Annotated in this window: 13 protein-coding genes and 1 pseudogene; 7 read left to right on the forward strand and 7 right to left on the reverse strand. The window is 70.4% G+C overall.

Annotated elements, in window-relative coordinates:
* Window positions 1–498 precede the first annotated feature (498 nt).
* Window positions 499–654, forward strand: a pseudogene (locus VIM26_RS27025) (DNA glycosylase AlkZ-like family protein); the annotation flags it as partial.
* 80 nt (window positions 655–734) lie between these two features.
* On the opposite strand, the gene VIM26_RS08955 reads toward VIM26_RS27025, so the two are convergent.
* Window positions 735–1346, reverse strand: coding sequence for a hypothetical protein (locus tag VIM26_RS08955; protein WP_331950284.1), 612 nt, complete (start codon window positions 1344–1346; stop codon window positions 735–737).
* Between the two features lie 373 nt (window positions 1347–1719).
* Window positions 1720–2316: a low molecular weight phosphatase family protein gene (locus VIM26_RS08960; RefSeq protein ID WP_331950286.1), complete on the reverse strand. Its 597-nt coding sequence runs from the start codon at window positions 2314–2316 to the stop codon at window positions 1720–1722.
* A gap of 189 nt (window positions 2317–2505) precedes the next feature.
* Here VIM26_RS08960 and VIM26_RS08965 point away from each other — a divergent pair, with 189 nt between their 5' ends.
* Window positions 2506–3594 (forward strand): LCP family protein, encoded by a 1089-nt coding sequence (locus tag VIM26_RS08965; RefSeq protein WP_331950288.1) that lies wholly within the window; start codon window positions 2506–2508, stop codon window positions 3592–3594.
* Window positions 3595–3941: 347 nt separating this feature from the next.
* On the opposite strand, the gene VIM26_RS08970 is transcribed toward VIM26_RS08965, so the two are convergent.
* Together VIM26_RS08970 and VIM26_RS08975 are read right to left on the reverse strand one after the other, a co-directional pair.
* Window positions 3942–5357: a hypothetical protein gene (locus VIM26_RS08970; RefSeq protein ID WP_331950290.1), complete on the reverse strand. Its 1416-nt coding sequence runs from the start codon at window positions 5355–5357 to the stop codon at window positions 3942–3944.
* A gap of 30 nt (window positions 5358–5387) precedes the next feature.
* Window positions 5388–7289, reverse strand: coding sequence for a S8 family peptidase (locus tag VIM26_RS08975; protein ID WP_331950292.1), 1902 nt, complete (start codon window positions 7287–7289; stop codon window positions 5388–5390).
* A gap of 334 nt (window positions 7290–7623) precedes the next feature.
* On the opposite strand from VIM26_RS08975, the gene VIM26_RS08980 reads away from it, so the two are divergent.
* Both VIM26_RS08980 and VIM26_RS08985 read left to right on the forward strand, forming a co-directional pair.
* Window positions 7624–9096, forward strand: a complete 1473-nt coding sequence (locus VIM26_RS08980; RefSeq protein ID WP_331950294.1) for an NCS2 family permease — start codon at window positions 7624–7626, stop codon at window positions 9094–9096.
* Window positions 9097–9165: 69 nt separating this feature from the next.
* Entirely contained in the window at window positions 9166–10473 is a 1308-nt protein-coding gene (locus tag VIM26_RS08985) for a UDP-glucose/GDP-mannose dehydrogenase family protein (protein ID WP_331950296.1), read from the forward strand.
* Between the two features lie 309 nt (window positions 10474–10782).
* Here VIM26_RS08985 and VIM26_RS08990 read toward each other — a convergent pair whose 3' ends face one another.
* Both VIM26_RS08990 and VIM26_RS08995 read right to left on the reverse strand, forming a co-directional pair.
* Window positions 10783–11166, reverse strand: a complete 384-nt coding sequence (locus VIM26_RS08990; RefSeq protein ID WP_331950298.1) for a GntR family transcriptional regulator — start codon at window positions 11164–11166, stop codon at window positions 10783–10785.
* 4 nt (window positions 11167–11170) lie between these two features.
* On the reverse strand, window positions 11171–11737 hold the full coding sequence (locus tag VIM26_RS08995) for a hypothetical protein (protein ID WP_331950300.1): 567 nt from the start codon (window positions 11735–11737) through the stop codon (window positions 11171–11173).
* Between the two features lie 560 nt (window positions 11738–12297).
* On the opposite strand from VIM26_RS08995, the gene VIM26_RS09000 reads away from it, so the two are divergent.
* Together VIM26_RS09000 and VIM26_RS09005 are read left to right on the forward strand one after the other, a co-directional pair.
* Entirely contained in the window at window positions 12298–12528 is a 231-nt protein-coding gene (locus VIM26_RS09000) for a FitA-like ribbon-helix-helix domain-containing protein (RefSeq protein WP_331950302.1), read from the forward strand.
* A complete protein-coding gene (locus tag VIM26_RS09005; RefSeq protein WP_331950304.1) occupies window positions 12515–12907 on the forward strand; it encodes a type II toxin-antitoxin system VapC family toxin in 393 nt (130 codons plus the stop codon). Before VIM26_RS09000 ends, VIM26_RS09005 begins: the two co-directional genes overlap by 14 nt.
* 84 nt (window positions 12908–12991) lie before the next feature.
* Here VIM26_RS09005 and VIM26_RS09010 read toward each other — a convergent pair whose 3' ends face one another.
* Window positions 12992–14461 (reverse strand): tetratricopeptide repeat protein, encoded by a 1470-nt coding sequence (locus VIM26_RS09010; RefSeq protein WP_331950306.1) that lies wholly within the window; start codon window positions 14459–14461, stop codon window positions 12992–12994.
* Window positions 14462–14706: 245 nt separating this feature from the next.
* Between VIM26_RS09010 and VIM26_RS09015 the strand changes: the two genes are divergently transcribed.
* Window positions 14707–16025: lytic transglycosylase domain-containing protein (locus tag VIM26_RS09015; protein ID WP_331950308.1), on the forward strand; the 1319-nt coding region annotated here is incomplete at its 3' end.

Here is a 16025-nt window from a genome sequence, read left to right on the forward strand (position 1 = left end):
GACCCACCGAACACTCCCCGGCAGGCGCATCGGGGACGTTGTCGGACGTGCCCGCTACCGTCGGGGAAGAGATCAGCGAGGCGCACAGAGCGGCGTCAGCACCGGTATCCAGGTCCATCACTCGCCACCCCCTGCGGCCTACAACTCGAACTCTTGTTCTAAAGATATCCCGTCAAACCGGACAAAGCAAGGGTTTTGGCGAACTATTTTGGACCGAACACCGGACCACCCGACGAGCGGATCGAGTCGCCCCACACATAGCTGACCCTGGGTGCGGCGTCCGCCCCACACAACGGATCCACACCCAGAGTCAGGTGCGCCCTGCCCCGCGCCTCGCCTCCGCCTCGCCCCACCCGCGCCCCCACCCGAACTCCCACCCGAACCCCCGGCCAGCCTGCAGCTCCTGCTGGCCCTACTTCGATGCCTACGCCGTCGCTTCCCAGTCGCGCGCGCTGAAGTTCCCCGGCCGAGAAGCCGAGCGCGCGCCGACCCCGAGCGGCCGGGCCGGCAACTTCCCCGTGCCCCATCGTGGACGGCTGCGTCGCCGGCATCTGGCACCAGCACCGCGCCCGCCGCACGCTCGACCTGACCGTCGAGCCGTTCGACGAGCTCACCCCCGCGAGGCGTCGCGCGCTCGACGACGAGGCGGGTCGCCTCGGTGAGTTCTCCGGAAGCATCCCCCGGCTCATCATCGGCGCCGTCACGTCCGGCTGCCACGCGTGGACGCGCGAGCCTCAACCCTTCGACTGCCCGACGACGAGCTCGGTCGAGCCGGTCTCGGACAGCCCGGCGAGCGCGGGCCGGGCGTCGTCGTGCAGGAAGCCGCAGGCATCCACCGGCCAGCTCGGCCGGACCGCGCGACCGCGGGCGTCCACGAGGTAGATCTGGGGCTTGAACTCGAACATCGCAATGCACGCCTGGTCGGCGCGGGGCGCCTCCGAGGCCCGGGACAGAGCCGCCAGGAGCGGGCCCAGGTCGCCGCTCAGCGTCACCTCGCGCACCGTTGCGCGCGCCTTGGAAGCGACTGACCCGGCGGGGAACCCCGGCCCTCCGCGGCACTCGACGACCCGAACGGGTTCGAACCCCCTCGGTATCGAGCCCGCCTTGGGCGCCGGGCGCCCGGACCCAGAATCCGAGGCGTCCCCGATCTCGAGCGCCGCGAGCACCTCGTCCGCGAGGCAGTCGGGACCCCCGACGGCGATCTCCGCGACCCCGCGCTCCGCGGGCCGTGACCCGGACGGCGCGGAGGGAGTAGACGGAGTGGACGGTCCGGACGGCGCGGGCGCCCCCACGTCCGGCCCCCCGCAGCCGCCGAGGACCGCGATCATGGCCGTGGCCACCGCCACGGCTGCACCTCGAGCTCGGAGCTGCACGTCTACGTCCGATCGGAAGTCTTGCTGCGGGCCCGCATCTGCGCACCAGCCCGTCACCGGAGTCAATGTCCCGACGCAGCCGAGACTTGCACCTCTCGATCAACTACCCCACCAACGCGGACCGATTCGCCGCGAGCAGCACGAGCGCCACCACCGCGAGGAGCGTCCCCGTGGGCAGGTACCAGAGCGTCAGCGCAGCGACCACGACCAGCACCCACCAGGCCTGCTCCGACCCGCCCGCGAGCCCGTCCTCGAACCGGGAGTCGTCGTCCCGGAGCGGGCGACGCCAACGCCCGGTTCGACGAGTTCGCCGCGCGCGCGGGTGGGGTGGGGCGGGGGTTGAGGGCTACCCCCGCACCATGTGAGCGATCGCGGCTACTGCGGGCTGCAGCTCGTCGAACGCCCGCCGGTACAGGTCCCCGTTACCGCCGTAAGGGTCGACGACGTCGTCGTCGCGCACGCCATGGAACCGGCCCCGCTGCGACGCCGCGAGCGGCAGCAGCGCGGCGAGCCGCTGCGACGCGGTCCCGGTCGGCAGGTCTGCCAGGTCGACGACCCCGGCCAGCCGGGCCAGCTCGCGCACGGTGAACGTCCGCCGGACGGCCGGCGGGTGCAACCGGACGATCCGCGCCCGGTGCGCCGCGGTCAGCGCGAGCACCAGATCCGCCTCACGCAGCATGTCCTCGGTGAGCTGGCGCGCCGCGAAGTGCTCCGGGTCGGCCCCGGCGTCGTGCACGAGTCGGGCCATCTCCGCGGGCATCGGTGCGCCGACGACGGCGTTCACCCCGGCGCTGACGACCCGGACGTCGGCGTCCGCGCCGGAGTCGGCCCGGAGCTCGGCGTCGAGCAGCCGCTCGACGGCCGGGGACCGGCAGATGTTCCCCGTGCAGACAGCGAGGACGGTGTACGGCCGCGCCGGTGGGGCCGACTGGACGAAGCTCACGCGAGTTCTCCTGGGTGGGTAGGTCGGGCGACACGCCGATCATGCCCCGGGCGGCATGACCCCAGTGTCCCTGCCCGGTGGCTCCGGACATAACGGACACAACTAGGCCGAACGGGTGCTTGCGCTGCACCTCAGGAGTTCGACGACTACTTCGCCGCCTAGTGTTTTGCTCGTGCGAAATGCGCTCCGATGAGCGACCCGACGCCCGACCCCGATCGATCGGTCGCGCCCGGGCGGCGCCGCAGGATGCGCTCGCGTCGGGTGCTGCTGATCGCGATGTCTCTGATCGGGCTGCTGGTCGTCGGCGTCGGCGTGGGCGCCGGCGTGATCACGAGCCGGCTGAACGGGAACATCGAGCGGATCGGTGATCCTTTCGAGGCCCTCCCGAACCGGCCCGCGGTGCCCACCTCCGCCCCGGACGCCATCGCCGATTCGCCGGGCAAGCCACTGAACATCCTCGTCGTCGGATCCGACAGCCGGGTCTCGGCGGGGGACCCGTCCCAATGGGCCAAGGGGGGCCAGCGCACCGACGCGATCATGATCCTGCACCTCCCGGCGGACCGGAAGAGCGCCTACCTCATGTCGATCCCGCGCGACTCCTGGGTCGACATCCCGGGCCACGGGACCGCGAAGGTAAACGCCGCGTTCTCGTACGGCGGACCGGCGCTGCTCATCCAGACGATCGAGCAGCTCACGCAGGTCCGCATCGACCACCTCGCGATCTCGGACTTCGAGTCGTTCACGAGCATGACCGACGCGCTCGGCGGCGTGCAGATCACCGTCCCGGTGGACACCTACCGCGACGGCAAGCTCGTCGCGGCGGCCGGCACGCAGCTGCTCGACGGTGCGCAGGCCCTCACCTACGTGCGCGAGCGGTACACGCTGGCCCGCGGCGACTTCGACCGGGTGCAGCGCCAGCAGAACTGGATGCGCGCGATCTTCACGCGCGCGGCGAGCAAGGGCACGCTGACCAGCCCGACGACGCTGCTGCCCTTCCTCGACACCGTGACCAAGTCCGTCGCGGTCGACGACGGGTTCACCTTGGGGACGATGCGGTCGCTCGCCGTGAGCATGCGGGGAGTGCGGGCCAAGGACGTCACCTTCTTCACGGTCCCGGTGGCGGGCACCGGCCGCAGCCCGGACGGCAGGCAGAGCATCGTGAACCTGAACCGGAAGGCCTTCGACGAGCTCATGGTCGCGGTCGCCAATGACAAGGTCGCTGCGTACCTGGCGGATCACTCCGACGACGTCGACACCCTCAAGGCTGCCGTTTCCTGAGACCGGAACCGGCCGAGCCGGCCGGCCGTGCGCGCGGCCGGGTGTCGCGGATTTCCCGGTGCGTAGTTTGTCGCGCTTGTCCCGGTGTGGGGCTATTCGCCGAAGGTCCCGCGCATTTCCCGCCTCGTGCCGCCGCGGCCGGGTGATTCTTTGCGGCCGGGATAGAACTGGTTGTTGCCGAGGCCACCGCCGCACGTCGTCAGGTGCTCGAGCAGAAAACCTTGGTCGCGGTCATTCGCTTTTCCGCAATCGGTTGTCAAATCACCCCTGATCCAAGGCTAATCCCGGGTGGTCTGCCGGGCTCCTGATTTTTGGCGGTCCGTATTTCGGGCTCCTGAGCTCGGCCCCTACACGAGGCCGCCCGCGGACAGCACGACCCAGCTCAGCTCCGAATGAATGATGTCGCTGTGCGCCCCGGACGGCGGGCGGCCGGTCTTGACGACCGAGCTGGCGTCGATGCTCAGAGCCTGGCCCTTGGCGAACGGGTACGTGGTGCCCGGGCCGGAGCCGCGGATCGAGACGAGGGTGGCGTCGACCCCCTGGGCGCCGTCCGCGCCCATGGCACCCCACCGGTAGAGGGGGCTGTGCGTGCCGGCCGAGTCGTCGTGGCCGGCGATCGATGCCAGCGGGTAGAACGTGCCCACGGCGCTGTCGTGCGTGGAGAAGCAGGCGGTGAGCGGCCCGTCGATGCGAGCGAGCATGCCGGCGAGGGCTCCGTTGCGATGGGCGTCGAAAGGCAACGGCGCCGCGAACGCGAAGTGCGAGAAGGCGCCCTCGAGGAGGGTGACCGCCTTGACCGGCGAGGGGTCCAGGTTGTCGGGCAGGCCGGCCAACGCGAATGAGACGAGGCGGGCACCGAAGCTGTGGCCGACGAGGTGGACCCGCACGTTGGGCGAGGTCGCGTGCAGCGTGCCGATCAGCGGGCCGAGCCCGTTCTTGCCCACGACGCCGGCCCGGCGCTTCATCTGGAAGTACGTCGCCTGCCGCAGCGCCTCCTTGGCGCCGTTCCAGATCCCGTGCAGCACGTCGCCGAAGCCGGCCGTGCCGCCTTCGGTGCCCCCGCCGAGCGGAACGCCCACGTCCGCCAACGCGTCCCGGTAGCGGGTGAACAACGCGGTCGGGTCGTCCTGGAGCATGCGCGGTTCGCCCGGTGCCGCGGGACGAGTCGGATCGTGCTCGCCGTCGTCGTCGTGCTCGGCCGGGCCGCCGGCCAGCCGGCTGAACTCCGCCAGCTGCCGGAAGAACTCAGCCTGCGTCTGGCTGGTGAGCGGCCCGGTGAGGAGCCCGGACATCGTCTCCAGGGGGCCGGTCGCGGCCGGGAACAGGGCACGCAGGCTGTCCAGGGTCTCGGCGTCCAGGGCCGGGTCGGCGGCCGCCGCGCCGACCGGTGCACTGGGACGGAACGCGGCGGTGCCACCCCCGCCGCCGCCGACGTCGGGCGCCGCGAACTCCGGGATCGGCTCGTCCGCCCACAGCTGCGCGGGCCACACCACCCCGGCCACGCCGACGACGTGCAGCGGGTCGCCCGGGCCGTGCGGCAGCTGGTCCGCGAGAAGGCTGAAGAACCCGTTGTACAACGCTCGTGCGTTGGCCTGGCTCGCGTTCCAGCCGTGGGAGAAGATCACCACGTCGGTGATCTGTTGGTCCTCGAGCCCGGCCCTGAAGTCGTCGGCCTGGTGGGGATCCGCGTGGCCGTCCTCATCGAAGGTCAGGTCCCAGTACGGCAGGCCGGCGATCTTGCTCGTCGCAACCTCGGTGGTCATGGCAGTCCTCCCGATCATCGTGTTTCTTGCTCAGCTCGATTGCAGAGCAGCCAACAGGTTCGCCAATCCGTGTCCCTGGAAGTCCGTCCGACGCCCGAGCGGGGTCGCCGCATCGAGCACGATCCGCTTGACGTCCTCAGGTCGACCGATGAACTCCCGGTTCAGGGACAGCAGCGCGGCCGCCACGCCCGACACGTGCGGGGCGGACATGCTCGTGCCGCTCTCCTCGACGTAGACGGCCGTGTCGGGACCCGGGTCACCGGCGATCACGGCGGCCAGGCTCCGCCCGGCAGCGCACGAGGCGATCGCCTCACCCGGGGCGACCAGATCGGGCTTGCTGCGCCCGTCACCGGTCGGTCCCTTTGACGAGAAATAGGAGACGCCGTAGGTGTGCGGCGCGTCGCGGTGCGTCGAGCCGACCGTGATCGCCCGCTCCGCGTTGCCCGGGTCGTTGATGGTCATGCCGAACCCGAACTCGTTCGGGGCGTCGCCCTCGACGCTCAATCTTCCGTATCCCGAGTTTCCGGCCGCGACGACCACCACGACCCCCGAGCGCACCAGCCGGTCGACCGCCTTGCACAGCGGGCTCTCCCCGCAGGCGCACCACCGCGGATCGAACGCGTAGCCGAGGCTCAGATTGACGCCGTGGATCCGCATCCCCTCGACGCTGTCGCCGTTGGTCTTCCGGACGTAGTCGAGGGCGCTGATCACCCGGCTGACGCGGTCGCGGGAATCGCCCGAGCCGGAATCGCCGTCTCCGTCGACCGCCTTGAGGCTGACGAGCAGTGCCTTGGGCGCCATTCCGGCGAGCAATGAATAATCTGCGACGTCACGCGACGCGCGAAGGGGTTCGGTGGGGTTCTTCGGATTGTCGCGGTTCTCCGTCATGTGCACGATCCGGCCACTGTCCTGATCGAGCCACGGTTTGATACCGCCGGCAATGATTCCGGCCACGTGCGTTCCGTGCCCGTCCTCGTCGCTCAGCGCGGCGCCACCCGGGATCGGTTCCGCGTCGAGCGGGAAGCTGCGATGCAGTCCCTCCACCGCGGGGTCGTGGAGGTTGTTGCCACCGGCGAAATGCGGGTGACCGTCCCAGATGCCCGTGTCGATCACCGCCCACACGATGCCGGCGCCATGGGCGTTGAAGGTCCGGCGAGCGGCGTCGGCCTTGACCGTGATGCAGGACCTGTCGATGTGCCGATGCACCTCGATGTCCGGCCAGACCTTGTACAGGCTGCGCGCCTGCCAGCGCAGTCGTACCGCATCGGCCGCGACCAGGCACTCCACCTGGTCCATCGACAGCCGACCGCTCGCGTACTGCTCGGTGAGCCTGAACGGGACGTCTGCGCCGGTCACGCGACCCCAGAGCCAGCTGAGCCGGACGAAGGCGGCCTCGGCTCCGTCGCCGTACTGAAGGTTGAGCTCCGCCATCACTCGGATCTTGACGTCGGACGGGTCCTGCGCGGATTTCCCTTTCTTCGTCTTCTCCTTGACCGACTCCTCTTTCAGCCACGGAGTGATCACGCCCGGCGCGCGCGGGCGGTCCGGCCGGCTCGCCGCCGACTGCCCCGACGGGGCCCCGACCACGACGGGCCCGGCCAGATTCTTGGCGGCCTCGCGCCCCTCGTTCGTGATTGTGAGCGCGCCGGCGCTGACCAGATTCTCCGAGCGGAGCACCGCGATCGCGTTGCGGACCTCGTCGTGCCACGCCGGGTGACCACCCTTGTCGTGGTCGTGCGTCGCGCCGGGATCGGCTGACGCCCGATCCGCCGGCGGGAAGACGTGCACCCGATCATCCGGTGCGAACAGGTGCGCGAAATGGATCGCCACTTCTTCGATCACGCCAAGTTCGGGAACGTCCTCGACGATGGCCAGGTCCGGATCGGCCAGCGCGATCAACGTCCAGTCGTGCCAAACCTTGGCAGAGGTCATGGCGAAACGCTACGCCCCGAGTAAAATGTCGGCACGTCGAGTCCCGCATTTCCCTGGGGGTGAGTTCTCGCTCGGCGGCCGGCGTCCGACGACCGGGCGAATCGCGATCCGCCGATCAGGCGGGTTCGAGCCGCCCCCCGCCGTGCGGTGTTCGCCCAAGATCGGGCCGTCCACCTCGCGGCGAGCTGGGCGCTGCGGACACGTCCGCCCGCCGGGCGCCCGTCGGGCTCTCGGCGCCTCGACGAACGCCGTACCAGCCTCGGGGACGTTTCGAGCGTGTTACGCGCCCGAGACGTCCCGGGGACCGCGCTTCACCCTCTGGCAGAATGCCCCCATGACGTCCTCCTCCACGCTCACGAAGCCGACGGCTCCGCCCGGCGTGCTCGACAAGTTCTTCAAGATCACCGAGCGCGGGTCGACCATCGGCACCGAGCTCCGCGGTGGGCTGGTCACGTTCTTCGCGATGAGCTACATCATCGTGCTGAACCCGCTCATCATCGGGACAGTCAAGGACGGCACCGGAAACTTCCTCGGCGGCGGTTCCGCCGGCCCGAACCTCGCGATGATCTCGGCCACGACCGCGCTGGTCGCGGGCGTGATGACCATCCTGATGGGCATCGTGGCGAACTTCCCGCTGGCGCTCGCGGCGGGTCTCGGCCTCAACGCCGTGGTCGCGTTCTCGATCGCGAGCCTGCCCGGCGTGTCCTGGGCCGACGCGATGGGCCTGGTGGTCCTCGAGGGCCTGATCATCTTGCTGCTCGTGCTGACCGGTTTCCGGGAGGCCGTCTTCCGGGCCGTCCCGGTCGAGCTCAAGACGGCGATCAGCGTCGGTATCGGGCTCTTCATCGCCCTGATCGGACTCTTCGACTCCGGCTTCGTCACCCCGGGCATCGGTACCCCGCTCCAGCTGGGCCGCAACGGCTCGCTCGCCGGGTGGCCGATCCTGGTCTTCGTCATCGGGCTGATCCTGATGATCGTGCTGATGACGCGCAAGGTGCACGGCGCGATCCTGATCTCGATCATCACCTCGACGCTGCTCAGCGTCGCGATCGAGGCCGTGGCGCGCATCGGGTCGCGCAGCGAGCAGAACCCGAACGGCTGGAGCCTGGGCCTGCCGGCCCTGCCCGACAAGATCTTCGACGTCCCCGACTTCTCCCTGCTCGGTCATTTCTCGCTGTTCGGGTCGATCCACAAGATCGGCCTCGTCGCGGTCATCCTGCTGATCTTCTCGATCATGCTGGCCGACTTCTTCGACACGATGGGCACGATGGTCGCCATCGGCGCCGAGGCGAACCTGCTCGACGCGCAGGGCAACCCGCCGCAGACCCGCCAGATCCTGGTGGTGGACTCCATCGCGGCTGCCGCAGGTGGCGCGGGTGGCGTGTCCTCGAACACGAGCTACATCGAGTCGGCCACCGGTGTCGGTGACGGCGCGCGTACCGGCCTGGCCTCGGTAGTGACCGGAATCGCGTTCCTGTTCGCGACCTTCCTCTCCCCGCTCGTCGCGATGGTGCCCTACGAGGCCGCGACCCCCGCGCTGGTCATCGTCGGTTTTCTGATGATGATGCAGGTCGCAGGCATCTCCTGGAAGAACTACGAGATCGCCATCCCGGCGTTCCTGACGATCATCCTGATGCCGTTCACCTACTCGATCACGGTCGGGATCGGCGCGGGATTCATCTCGTTCGTCGTCCTCAAGATCGCCGTCGGCAAGGTCCGGGAGATCCACCCGCTGATGTGGGTGTCGGGCGTGCTGTTCGTCGTCTACTTCACACTCGGACCGATCAAGGCTCTGCTGAACGTGTGACGGCGTAGGTGCCCGGGCGACCTGGCACCTAGGGTAGTTGCGCGAACTCGTCTCTTAGCTGGGGGATTCATGCGTATTTCCGTCATCGGCTGTGGCTACCTGGGCGCGGTGCACGCGGCCGCCATGGCCAAGTTGGGGCACGACGTCGTCGGACTGGATATCGACGAGGCCAAGGTTGCCGAGTTGGCCGCGGGCAGGGCTCCGTTCTACGAGCCCGGACTCCCGGAGCTGCTGACTGAGACCGTCGCGACCGGGCGGCTGCGGTTCACGACCGATCCCGCCGAGGTCGTCGGCGCGCGGGTGCACTTCGTGTGCGTCGGCACGCCGCAGAAGCGCGGCGAGTTCGCCGCCGACCTGACCTACGTCGACGCGGCGTTCGCGGGCCTGCTGCCGTACCTGACCGCGGGCGACATCGTGGCCGGCAAGTCCACGGTCCCGGTCGGCACGGCCGAGCGCCTGGCGCTCGATCTCGCACCCACCGGCGCGACGCTGGTCTGGAACCCCGAGTTCCTGCGCGAGGGCTTCGCGGTCAAGGACACGCTGCACCCCGACCGGCTGGTCTACGGAGTCCCCGCGGGCAAGCCCGGCGAGGACGCGAAGGCGGTCCTCGACGAGGTCTACGCCGTGCCGCTGAGCGAGAACACCCCGCTGGTCGTGACCGACTACGCGACCGCGCAGCTCGTCAAGGTCGCGGCCAACTCGTTCCTGGCCACGAAAATCTCGTTCATCAACGCGATGGCCGAGCTGTGCGAGGCGACCGGCGCGGACGTGACCGGGCTCGCGGACGCGATCGGGTACGACGCACGGATCGGGCGCAAGTTCCTCAACGCGGGCCTCGGCTTCGGCGGAGGCTGCCTGCCCAAGGACATCCGGGCCTTCATGGCCCGCGCCGGCGAGCTCGGCGTCGACCAGGCGCTGTCCTTCCTGCGTGAGGTCGACTCGATCAACATGCGCCGTCGGGTCCGGATGGTCGACCTCGTGCGCGAGGTCTGCCACGGGTCGATCGTCGGCCGGCGGATCGCGGTGCTCGGCGCCGCGTTCAAGCCGAACAGCGACGACGTGCGCGACTCGCCGGCCTTGTCCGTCGCCGCCCAGATGCAGCTCCAGGGTGCGCACGTGGTCGTGACCGACCCGCAGGCGATCAACAACGCGCGCAAGCGCTGGCCGGACCTCACCTTCGCGGACACCGCGGAGGAGGCCGCCACCGGCGCCGACGCCGTGCTGCTCGCCACCGAGTGGGCCGAGTACCGCGACCTCGACCCCGAGAAGCTCGCCCTGGTCGTCAACGAGAAGCGGATCCTGGACGGGCGCAACGTGCTCGACCCCGCAGCGTGGCGCGCCGCGGGCTGGACCTACCGGGCACTCGGCCGCCGCTGACCCGATCGGCGTCGACCCGGCGCCGCCGTTGACCCGACGGGCCAGCCCCGGCGGCCGGGTCGGTGCTCGCGGACTCGGTTCGCGAGCACCGAGTTGCTGTCGACGCCGAACCAGCCGAGTTCGCCATATCCGCGCGAATTCGCCGGTTTCGATCGACGAACTCGCACTCGGACCGGCGAACTCGAGCGGTGGCTTTGGTCCCTAAATGGCGGCGTTTCGTTGACGGTTTCTGGCGGCGTGCGGACTGGGAGCGCGGCGGTCGAGCAGATGACCGGAGAGGGCCAATGTCCGCGCGGGTTCCCCTCAGCTTTACGGTGTCATTGCCTTGCCCAGCGCGGCAACGGCATCGTCGACGGTGTAGCCGAGGCGGTGTGCGGTGATGGCGTAGGTGCCTGCTGCATCGGCCAGCGCCTGAGCGCGTTCCTTGTTGCGTCCGTCGGTCTGCTCACGGTCGTCTGTCCGAGCGACCGTGGTGCCCTTCTTCCCGGCGGTGACGACTTTCCCTTCCCGCTCGAGTTCGCGGTAGGCGCGTGCCACGGCGCCGTTGGACAGTCCGAGATGACCAGCTAGCTGGCGGATCGGTGGCAGCCGCGTGCCCTCAGGGAGCGCCCCTGTCAGCACTAGTCGCGTGATCTGCGTGCGGATCTGCTCATAGTTCGGGACCGGGCTGCGGGTATCGACCTCGATCTCCATAGCCTCACGCCTTTTCGGCGGGGGCATGTCCGAGTTGGCGGACCGCGACGCCTCTGAATGGGCTCGTCAGGGACGCAGCGGCAACCACCAGCCCGACGACGACCACGACGAGTGCCACGTCGCCGGCTGTGTTGACCAGTTGTTGGTCGATCTGCCAGACGCGTCCTCCCTCCACCACCGGGACGGTCGACTGCGCTAGGAGCGGTGCCGCTGTCAACGAGGCGCCCAGCAGGATGATCTGGGCGCTGAGGGCTCCGGCGGCGATGCGGCGGGTGCTGATGGCGCGCAGGGCGTGGTCGACGTTGGTGTCGGCCCCGGCCAGCGACTGGCGTCGCAGCACCCGTCGATATCCCAGCCAGGCCGCGACCGCGAGCAGCGCGGACACTCCGGCGACGAGGGGGAGGGTGTGGTGCTCCACGACGGGCACGACCGAGCCCGCCTCGATGACGGGGTAGCCGCCGGGTTCGGAGCGCCTGGCGTAGAACACCGCGAGCGCGACCGCCACGACACAGACGACCGCGCTCAGCACCGTGGCGCCGGTAAGGAGCCGGCCTGCGCGCGCATCAGCCACCTCAAGGTGACCAAGATCGGCCCGGCGCCGGCTTCCGCCGTCGACCCCCACACTGGCGGCCGCGACTGCTGCGACAGCGAGTCCAAGGGCAGCAGAGACTGCTTTGAACTCCGCCATGAGCCCGGCAACTGTGAACGCTAGAAAGACAGCTCCTCCGGCGTAACACATACGCATCAACGCTCCGCGCACCGCGGTAACCGTCTGGTCGTCATCACGAAGATTGCTGCGGCTCAGCCACGCCCGCACAGCGCGCTGCGAGGGCGGTATCAGAAGCAGGAGCAGAGCGGCCACTCCAACAGCTCCGGCAACGACGGCCAACCAGCCAAATGTCTCGATCACGGCGAGGTCCTTTCTGTATCTACGTCTCGGTACATAGGTACACGTGCGGCCACCGACTGTCAAGCGGCCAGCGGCACGAGAACGACCGTTTCCGCTACAACTCGGCACGGAGGTCGAGACGACGCCCTTGGCCGGAACGCGGGTTCGCGCGCGCTTGCGGTCTGCCGGCAGCACGCGAACCGCTCTTGCGGGCTGATGCACCGTGGCGCCAGAATGGCGCCATGGTGAGTGTGCAGATCAAGGACGTCCCGGCGGACACCCATGCCGTCCTCCGGAAACGAGCTGCCGCTGCCCATCAGTCTCTCCAGGAGTACCTGCGCGCTCGGTTGATCCTGGACGCGCAGACACCGACCGTCGATGAGGTGCTCGAGCGAGCGGGCACCAGAGCCGGCGGACGGGTTCCGTTCGCGGCGGCAGTCGACGCGCTCCGGGAGGACCGTGATCGTCGTTGACGCGAGCGTCCTTGCGCCCGCGTTGGCCGACGATTCCGCAGATGGCGACGTTGCTCGCGCCCGACTCCGGGGCGAGACGCTCGTCGCGCCAGAGTTGATCGATCTTGAGGTGCTGTCGGTCTACCGCCGGCAGGTGTGGGCCGGGGCTCTTGATGTGAACCGCGCTGAAACTGCCCTCACAGACCTGCTTGACCTGGCCTTGCGTCGGGTCCCGCACGCGCGGCTGCTCGGGCGGTGCTGGGAGCTGCGGGAGAATCTGACCGTGTATGACGCCTCGTACGTGGCGCTGGCCGAGCGCCTTGACGCCGTACTCGTCACCGGCGATGCGCGGCTGTCGAAGGCCCCGGGGCTCCGTTGCCGGGTCGACGTCCTGAGCTGAGAGAAGCGACGACGCGCTCGTAGCCGGCGGCGGGCTGGGATCTGATCGCGCTGCTTCCGGATCGGGCTGAGGGGCTTGCGCGGCTCAGCTCTCGACCGCCCCGCCGATGCGTTTGAGGTCGAACAGTGCGTTGGCGACGTCGCGGCCGAAGGTGGCGTTCTCCGGTTCGAGCGTCGCGGCGCGTTCGTACTCCGCCAGCGCCTGGGCGTACCGACCGATCTCGCGGAACCGGTCCCCGAGCAGGTCGTGGACCCAGCCGTCGTCGGCGGGCGCCTGCGCGACGGCGTCGTCGTAGCGCTGCAGGTCGAACAGCACGTTGGCCAGGTTGCCCTGGAACGTGGAGTTCTCGGGGTCGACGTCGACGGCACGCCGGTACTGCGCGAGCGACTGTTCGAGTCGCCCGAGGTTGCGGAAGCCATCGCCGAGCAGATCGTGGGCCCAGCCGTCGTCGGCGGGGACCTGCTCGACGGCGTCGTCGTACCGCCCGAGGTCGAACAGCACGTAGCACAGGTGCGCGCGCAGCGCCGAGTTGGCCGGGTCCAGCTCGACTGCCCTCCGGTACTGGGTCAGCGCCTCCTCGTACCGCGCCCGCTCGCGGAACAGGTCCCCGAGGGTGTCGCGGTAGTCGCTCTGGGGCTGGGGCGTCGAGAGCGTCGCGGCGTGCGCGACGGCGTCGTCGTACCGGTCGATCTCGAACAGCACCGCAGCGAGATCGCGCTGGAACGTGGCGCGGTCCGGCTCGAGGTCGACGGCGTGCTGGTACCGCGCGAGCGCCGCAGCGGGCCGCCCGAGCGCTCGGAACCGGTCGCCGAGAAGGTTGTGGGCGAAGGTGTCGCCGTCGGGCAGGTGCGCGACGGCGTCGTCGTACAGCGCGAGGTCGAACAGCGCGTTGGCGAGGTGGACCCGGTAGGTGGCGTTGGCCGGGTCGACGTCGACGGCGCGCTGGAACTGCGTGCGCGCCTCGTGCAGCAGGCCGCGCTCACTGAAGCGATGGCCGAGCCGGTCGTGGGTCTCGCCGTCACCCTCGGGGACCTGCGCGACGGCGTCGTCGAAGCGCTCGAGGTCGAACAGCACGTTGGCCAGGTGGGCGTGCAGGGCGGGGTTGACCGGGTCCAGCTCGACCGCGGCCTCGTGCTGCGTGCGGGCCTCCGCGAACCGCCCGCGATCTGCGAACAGGTCCCCGAGGGCGTCGCGGTAGTCCGCCTGCGGCTGGGGTGCCGCGAGTGCCGCGGCGTGGGCGACGGCCTCGGCGTAGCGCTGCAGGTCGAACAGCACGGCGGCGAGGTCGCGGTGGTGCGGGGAGCTGTCCGGCTCGAGGTCCACGGTCGCCCGGAAGTGCGTCAGTGCCTCGTCGAGGCGACCGAGACGATGCAGCGCCGTCCCGGCGAGCGCGTGCGCGCTCGCATTCCTCGGCACGAGGTTGAGGGCCCGCTCGGCGAGGAGGAGGGCGTCGGAGGTCTGCCCCTGCTCGGCGAGGGCCGTCGCCCGGGCAACCAGGGCGTCGGCCTCCTGCCGTGCCGACGGGCGGGGTGCTGCGGACCTGTCACTGCTCATGGTTCCCCCGTGGTCGAAAGCCAATGATTCAAGCGTCCCGACCAGGGCCGGACAGCACAAGGGGAACGATCGGCGCACCGCGCCGCGAGCGTCCCGGGCCGGCGCCGTTCGGCGGGTGAATATGCGACTCCGTGAGCGGCAGGCACCCGGACAGAGCGGGTGAAATACGGGCATACCACCGCTTCTGGCAGGCCCGAAGGCGTAAGTTTCCGGCTTTCAGACGTGTGTTCGTGGTGGAGGGCCGCATGGGGGCGATCCAGGAGCCGAAGCAATTCTGGTCGAGCCGCGCACGTGGTGAGGTCGTCACCTCCCTCGCGCTCACCGGCCGTCAACGACGCCTCGCCTGGACGGTGGCGACCGCCACGGTGGCCGCGGTCTTCATGTCGGCGTGGGCAACCGGTGCCCCCCTCGACGGAGCGGATCCGGGCGGGGCGACGTCCGAGGTCCGGGCCGACGACGGCTCCGGTCCGGCGACGATCACGGGTGACTCGGCGCCGCTGCTCGACGGGCTTCCCGCCGGCCCGGGCGCCTCGTCGTTCACGCCGACGCCGAACCTCGGGCGCACCAGTGCGATCGAGAACGCCGCCGCGCGACGCGGGAACCTCTCGGGCCTGCCGGGCGCGAGCGACATCCCGGCTCCGGCGCTGCGCGCCTACCGCGCCGCCGCCGCCGCGCTGGCGGTGAGCGACCCGACGTGCGGCCTCGACTGGGCGTTGCTCGCCGGGATCGGGAAGGTCGAGTCGAACCACGGGCGCTACGGCGGAGCGCAGCTCGGGGCCGACGGCGTCGCCCGCCCGCGGATCATCGGCATCGCCCTCGACGGACGGCCTGGTGTCGCCCTGATCCGCGACACCGATCGCGGCGTGCTCGACGGCGACACCACGTTCGACCACGCGGTCGGGCCGATGCAGTTCATCCCGGGCACCTGGGCGAGCCGCGGGGCCGACGGCGACGGCGACGGCATCGCGGACCCGCACAACATCAACGACGCGGCGCTCGCCGCCGGCCGGTACCTGTGTGCCGGCGACACCCGGCTGGACGGGATCCAGGGCGCTCGCGGGGCTCTGATGCGTGACAACTTCAACGCGGCGTACGGCGTGCGGGTGCTGCAGCTCGCTGCGGCCTACCGCCTGGGGCATGGCGTCACCGGATCGAGCTCGGTGACCCTCTCGTCCGGGCTCCAGGGGGCGACCCGGACCATCGAGTTCGTCGCACCGCTGCGCCCCGGCGGGTCGGGTGCCCGGGCCGCGGCGCCGTGGGTGCTCCCGGGAGGAGCGCTCTCGAGGCCGGTCGTGGTGCCTTACCAGCCCGGGAAGTCGCCGGTTCTCGCGGACCCGGCGCCGAATCCGACCCCTGCCCCGGGAGCGAGCCCCGACCCGACGCCGTCCCCCGGTCCCACGCCCAGCCCCGACCCGACGCCGGTCGTGACTCCGGATCCGACGCCGACGCCGGCCCCCGACCCGGTTCCCGCCCCGGACCCCACGCCGGCTCCCGACCCGACCGTGGACCCGGTTCCCGTCCCCGACCCGACCGTGGACCCGGTGCCGGTTCCCGACCCGACCCC

It is taken from the genome of Pengzhenrongella sp. (genome assembly GCF_036565025.1).
Classification (GTDB): Bacteria; Actinomycetota; Actinomycetes; order Actinomycetales; family Cellulomonadaceae; genus Pengzhenrongella.